Raw genomic sequence first — 5,738 nt, forward strand, 5'->3', positions numbered from 1 at the left:
ATGTATTAGATTTTATGATTATTAATATCCAGCCACTCTATGAAGGAGGTAAAAATGAGAACATTCAGATTTTTTTTCCCTTTTATCTCATCGAGTACATTTTGGTACATTCTTGATCCTTCAGTTAAAAACAAAGCCAAAACCTCAAAAAGTTAAATAACATTCATCAGTAAAGTTAATTGATTCATGCAATTAGGCGCAGAGTAAAAAATAACTCTGGTATTTAGTTGTATCTGTAACGTTAATAAAAACTAGAACGATACCTATGAATAAGCTATTTAATTCAGTCATTCTCAAGAAGAATAAATGACTTAAAAAATCACCTTCATAAGTCCTCTTGGTAAGTTTGGCAACTTCCACATGAGACCTTCTAGTACTATCTGGTAAATATTATGTTGAGACCTAAACTTGAAGATCTACAAATCCCTATTGGTAACTGTTTATTAAAACGAAGTGACTTAGGAGCTGAGTTAATTCTTGGCAATCAAAAGTCATTTTCAATAACACTACCCGAGAGCTGCATACTAGAAGCGCTGCTTAAAAATGAGCAAAAAATGTCAACCAAAGAAGAGTTGATTATCGCCGCTTGGGGGAGCCCTGAAATCATTGGACCTAACTCATTACCTGTAGCGATAACCAATCTAAGAAAAGTGCTTGAACTAGACAATGTAAAAATTATCAATATACCGAGGAAGGGTTATAAGATTAATATCCCCGACCTTGAACCGTCACCAGAGCATGAAAAATTACTAGAAACCTCAACATTCAAATATAGCGAAAAAAAAACATCGCGCAGCCAACCTCCTGTTTATCAATGGCTTTATTTGGGCGTTTCTTCAACAGCTCTTGCTCTGATAATTCTTGGTTATTTCTATTTCTGGCATACCTTCGATGTTGTAAAAGTGCATATAAACAATCAATCATCGCAAATTTGCTTAACCGAAAAGAACGAACTTGGGCTCTTGATTGCAAACAACAAAGAGGAGAACTAGATGATACTTGGCTTTCCATAAACAGTAATCTCCCCTCTTAATCTCGACTTAAGAGGGGAAAACCTTAAAGCGCAGGTTCTAATTTTGCGTTGAAGTGTCTCAACACTTTCGGCTCATAGGTAAACGTCAATCCTACAATCGATGAAGCTCGTTTCTTCACCTCTGCAAATGCAGAGATAATGAAATCAAAGTGAGATTGTGTATAAGTGGCTCTCGGAATAGCTAAACGAAGAAACTCTGCCGGACAAGATATCTGCTCTCCCGTTTCCATATCACGCCCTTGTAATAAGGACCCAATTTCAGCCCCGCGAATACCCGCAACCTTATACAACTCGCAGGCCAGCGCATGGCCCGGGAACTGCCAAGAAGGGATATGCGGTAGCAAAGCTCCTGCATCTATGAATGCAGCGTGGCCGCCAGCTTGTTGACATCGGATCCCTAAAGCTTCAAGCCCGCTGACCAGGTATTCAATTTGCTGAATACGAGATGCTAGCCAATCTTCATTCATCCCTTCGTAAAGTCCAACAGCTAATCTTTCCATCGCCCCACCCTCAAGTCCACCATAAGTAGGAAAGCCTTCAAGTAAGACACATAACGTTTTACATTCTAGTTGCACATCTAACAGACTGTCGTCTTTGAATGCGAGTAACCCGCCGATGGGTACCAAAGCATCTTTTTTCGCTGACATTGAAAAGATATCTGCATATTTAAAGGCTTCACTAGTAATTTCCTTAATACTCCAATTTTCATACTCTTTTTCTCGTTGTTTAACAAAATAAGCATTTTCAGCAAACCGTGCACAATCCATCACAACCGGGATACCGTAATATTGCGCCAATTCATAAACGGATCTTAAATTAGCAATTGAAACCGGCTGACCACCCGCCGAGTTACAAGTTATTGTACTGACAATATAAGGAACATTGCTAGGACCGACTTCTTCAATCGCAAGCGCCAAGGCTTCTAAGTCAAAATTTCCTTTAAAATCACTCACAACTTCGGTGTTAAAAGCCTCTGGTGTTGATACGTTTAATACTCGGCATCGATTGTGTTGTGTATGTCCTTGTGTGGTATCAAAAAAATAATTAGAAATCGCAGTCATTTTATCTCGATCTAAACCACTTTCCCGCTCACGCTTGTTGATAAGAGCAGGCACATACAATTGTTCAGCCCCTCGCCCCTGGTGTGTAGGTATTGTGAATTGGTAACCGAAAATGTCTTTTACTGCTCGGCTCAGCTCATAATAACTTCGACTGCCACTATAAGCTTCATCCCCCCTCAACATTGCTGACTGCATAGCCTGTGTAACAGAACCCGTTCCACTATCGGTCAACAGATCAATAAAGACTTTGTCGCTGTCCAACAAAAAAGGGTTATACCCAGCCTCCATTAAGTATTTTTCTCGCTCTTTTTCCGTTGTTCTTTTAACAGGCTCTACAACTCTGATTCGGTATGGCTCGGGAAAGTAATCAAGTAAGTAATCCATAGAAGACTGCTCTTGATGACTATTGCTGTTCTTTACTAGTGACATTGTTCTCTCCAGAATTTCTTGTTGGTGAAAGATACCTAAAAACAATAATTGCTCCCCCTTACAAGGTTTAATCAATAGCATCAGGCACTGATAGAAAATGACGAAAAGAAGCCGTCTTGAGTATTAATTTCTTATTAAATTAAGTATTAATAAAAAGCCACGCTAAGGATCTTATTTCCTTCTTTGATTCAAGATAAACCTCTGAAGAAACACTCAATAAATTAATCTTTATTTAATGGTTACCTCTCGGATGTATTGCATAGCATTAATAGCCTCACATTCCAAACGGTTGAAATTAATGGAGATTAACTATGCTCATAAGAAAAGCAATGCTCAGGGATCTACGCTCAATCAATAAACTGTGTCACGAACAACTGTTAGGCAGCCAGAGTAAAATGAGGAATTCAGATAATGTAAAAAAGAAAAAACGTTTGAGTGATTACAACCTAAGTAAATTAAGAATGGTTGATTTACTTTTTACAGAGTCACTATTCAAAAAAAAGCTGAATGACAAAAACATTTATTTTTTTGTTGCAGAAACGGATAGGAAAAGAAAAGAAGTCGTAGGTTACCTTATCGTTAGTGTTCATATCCCCAAAAAAACACCAGCATTCACACAACATACCCCTCAGTTCTATGCTTATATCGAGCGGTTTTATGTCTCATATAAATACCATGGCAAAGGTATTGAGCTTGCGTTACTCAACAGTTTTGATTATTGGAAAAAGTACAGATCTGCACACTAAGTTGTCAATGCTCAGCCTGAGCATTGACAACTTTTACCACATTAAAAATCAGCCTAAAGCGATTAGCTTTCCATCCTAGATCATCGTTCACACCTTCTTGGTATAAACCGCTCCAATCATCAAAGAAGGGCTAAAAGCCTAGGTCCCCCCGATTAGATGATATAAGACGTACACCATCCCCACTCCGGTTGAAATAACATAATCAACCGGTTCTTAACTTTTCCCCGAATAGATGAGAGCGTCCATCGCAAGGTACCCAAACACTGTCATCGCATTAGTCAATATATGGCTAACGTCACCCCAGTCTCATGGTGATCTCAAGCCAAATGATGACTATGAAAGCAAGAAGCCAAGGCGCAAATACATGTATAGAGGCTCGATGTTTGAATGTTGTCAGCGCCCGTGTAAAAATGCCCTACCTGAGGCTAACGACCCGTTCGTAAATGAACAAAGTGGCGGGCTATGCTCAATCAAGAACAACTAGTGGAAATACACGTTTTACATCATTAAGGTTGCAGCACCCGCCGTATCGCTAAGAATTTGAGTACTCAAGGGATACCGTTCATATTTATTTCCGTGATAAAAACAAAGCCCCGTGTATCCCGAGCGTCAATCCTGACCAACTAATTTTCAGCTATCCCCTGAACCACTAGCGTACTCGCATTAACGCAGACAAACCGTATTAGATAGCGGCAACAGTCTTACTTCGTGAATTAAGAGCGCTCGCATACAAAGACGAAATAACGATGCTTAAGGAGCCAGTCAAGCCCAGCGCGCCTGTCGACTCTGTAGTTCGATTCGAGATACGACCTGGTGAACAGATACAAGTCGACTTCACGACCATCACGAACTGTTGTGCACGTGTCAAAGCTTTACATTACTACACTCGGTTACTTCGTTCGATTTTGTGATCGAGAGCCATATGATAGAGCGAGATACTTACGGTGAAAACTAACACCGATGGAACCCTCTGCTGCTCACAGCCGCCAAGAAATACCACTTCAAGCCAAGAGCTTTCCGTCCTTATCGCGCAAAGGCAGGAACGATTTAACTCTTACTTAAAAAATAGCTTCGTCACCCCGCTTGCTGCGACACTTAAACAGCACGACCTGAAAATCACGGCCAATGTCCATCGGCGCGTGGTTAGAAACCGTCGCTCACCAGCGAATGCACGGCACGACGGACACAAATCCTCAAGTACTTTTAGAGAAAGAACGTTTTGCACTTCAGCCCCTCCTTTCTCCGACACGCCCGATAGCCCCATTAACAATGGGTCAGGAATGACCGAAACTGGTAGAAGTCGCCAACAATCTTGAGTTGAGTCTAGCCGATTACTTAGAGTTACTTCTAAAGGCAGAGCTGAACACACAAGAGCAACGCTAACTAAGTTCGCCAGTTTCCAAATGGATAAAACGTTCACTGATGATGAATTCAAATTCGCCGCAGGCGCTCCAAGAAACAGTTCAGGGAGCTAACAAGGTTGGCGTTCATCGAACGAAAGGAAAACGTAATGCTATTTAGTCCAAGCTGTGTCGGCAAGAGCCATCTTGTTGCTGTTAGCTTTGGTTACATACTTCCGCCGACGATACGACACTGACGGCAGGATTGCTGAGGAAGCTTCTTATCACTCGCACATCGTACAAATCAGCGGAGAAAGCTACCAATTACGAAAAAAGTAGCTTAAACCATACCAAAGACTCTAAGAGATCTCTCTGAAGGTAGAAGTTAATTACGTGGGTGGGTCAGTTTTATTTCAGCGCAAACGTCGAGAAGTAGGTCAATTTAAACTGGCGTGACAATATGTTAAAGCTTAAGTACATATCCTAACCAACCGGAGCAATTGCACCGACGATACAAGCAACAACACGAGAAGGTGACACCACAGCACAAATCGCGCCAGTAATTAGTGTGTGATGGAGTCATTTTATTTGTGATTGGGTATAGGAAGTAGGGTAGGGAGGTAAGCGATTAGGAAAATCTGGTCGGTATACGTGACTGCATAAATCACGACAGTGATGGTAGTAGCAGTACAACGGTGGTGTTTCAACGTATTCACAAGGCACACATCCCCCAATCATTAATATTAGGCAGAACGCTAAACACGTATAAACTCATTTGCTATAGAAAAAGTTACTCTACAATAGGTCGAAAAGAAAGATGAAGCTCTAGTTCCTCACTCAAGGTCACCCAAAATATTTTTGACGACATATATTTGCCTTTCGACTTGTCAACTTGTCAGCTTGTACACATTCTCAATACTACCTAATACTCAGTTTACATTCCTCTAAAAGCCCACTATCCAACAACACTCTCTCCAATTTTAATCTCATAGAGAACGATTTTATATACCATATAGATATCACAGCCGAGAGCTTGAACTAGCAATACTCAATAACTTTGATAACTAGAAATACCAATCTACACACTAATATTATCTTTCAGAAAACGCTAAAAGTTGTCAATGCTCAG

General features: G+C 40.6%; 4 protein-coding genes. 3 read left to right on the forward strand and 1 reads right to left on the reverse strand.

The window, feature by feature from the left end; genetic code table 11:
* Positions 1 to 392: 392 nt before the first annotated feature.
* On the forward strand, positions 393 to 992 hold the full coding sequence (locus BCT81_RS15315; protein WP_102424987.1) for a helix-turn-helix domain-containing protein: 600 nt from the start codon (positions 393 to 395) through the stop codon (positions 990 to 992).
* Between the two features lie 64 nt (positions 993 to 1,056).
* On the opposite strand, the gene BCT81_RS15320 is transcribed toward BCT81_RS15315, so the two are convergent.
* Entirely contained in the window at positions 1,057 to 2,478 is a 1,422-nt protein-coding gene (locus BCT81_RS15320; protein WP_102424989.1) for a tryptophanase, read from the reverse strand.
* Positions 2,479 to 2,834: 356 nt separating this feature from the next.
* Here BCT81_RS15320 and BCT81_RS15325 point away from each other — a divergent pair, with 356 nt between their 5' ends.
* Both BCT81_RS15325 and BCT81_RS29785 read left to right on the forward strand, forming a co-directional pair.
* Entirely contained in the window at positions 2,835 to 3,269 is a 435-nt protein-coding gene (locus BCT81_RS15325; RefSeq protein WP_102424988.1) for a GNAT family N-acetyltransferase, read from the forward strand.
* Between the two features lie 1,480 nt (positions 3,270 to 4,749).
* The gene (locus BCT81_RS29785) at positions 4,750 to 4,866 is read left to right on the forward strand and encodes a hypothetical protein (RefSeq protein WP_241908218.1); all 117 of its coding nucleotides are present in this window, start codon (positions 4,750 to 4,752) and stop codon (positions 4,864 to 4,866) included.
* Positions 4,867 to 5,738 lie beyond the last annotated feature (872 nt).

This window comes from Vibrio sp. 10N.261.52.A1 (assembly GCF_002876325.1).
GTDB lineage: Bacteria > Pseudomonadota > Gammaproteobacteria > Enterobacterales > Vibrionaceae > Vibrio > Vibrio chagasii.